An 892-nucleotide genomic window follows, 5' to 3' on the forward strand; every position below is an offset into this window, starting at 1 on the left:
TCCATCGGCTTCTTCTTCGCCGCCATGATCCCCTTGAAGTTGGGGAACCGCGCATCCGGCAACGCCTCCGTGATCGACACTACGGCAGGCAGCGGCGCGGTCACCTGCATCGTGCCGTTCTCCGTTGCGCGAACGCCGGTCACGACGTCCGCGGCGATCTCGATCGACGTCAGCGAAGTCGCGTGCGGGACACCGAGGAATTCGGCGACCATCGCCGCCAGCACGCCGCCGCTGCCATCGGTTGACAGGTTGCCCGCGATCACGAGGTCAAACCCGGTGCGCCGGATCGCAGCGGCGAGTACCTCTGCGGTCAGCCCGAGGTCAGCCCCGCGGAGTGCCTCGTCGGCCACCTGCACAGCCGATGTCGCCCCCATGGCGAGGCCCTTGCGTAACGTCGCGGTGGCGCTCTCCGGCGCCATCGACAGCACCACCACCTCGGTGTCGGCGTTCCTGTCCGCGAATGAGAGCGCCACCTCGAGCGAGCGTTCCCCGATCTCGTCGAGCACGACCTCGCCCGCCGCGCGGTCCGCGAGCCCCGTCTCGAGGTCGAGCTTCCGGTCCCCGTAAGTGTCGGGGACCTCCTTCACCAGCACGATGATCTTCATGGACATCTCCTTTCGCCGCCTTCTTCGCGACGGCTGTCGCAATGGATTGATGCGGAGCCGCAAGGGCTCCTCGTTCAGCCAAGTCTTGGTTCGAATGTGTGCAGGCGGCCGGTAGGCGCCTTGCCAAGGGGTGCGTGCCTGATGAACGACTACGCCCATAACGAGCCCTCCTGGCGGGCCCGCTGCGGGCCCTGGCCGCCATTTGGTTAACCCGCTCGGCGTCTGTCATGAGTCCCTGCGATCGAAACTCGCACCAACGAGACCCATGGCGTAGCCGCAGAAGCCGA

The 892-nt window shown here is 66.7% G+C and carries 1 protein-coding gene; it reads right to left on the reverse strand.

Annotated features, from left to right (window positions below):
* Positions 1-605 (reverse strand): electron transfer flavoprotein subunit beta/FixA family protein (locus AC5RVV_RS17565; RefSeq protein ID WP_494002637.1); only part of this gene is annotated, 605 nt, incomplete at its 3' end.
* Between the last annotated feature and the right edge of the window lie 287 nt (positions 606-892).

It is taken from the genome of Arthrobacter sp. MDT2-34-1 (genome assembly GCF_059091365.1).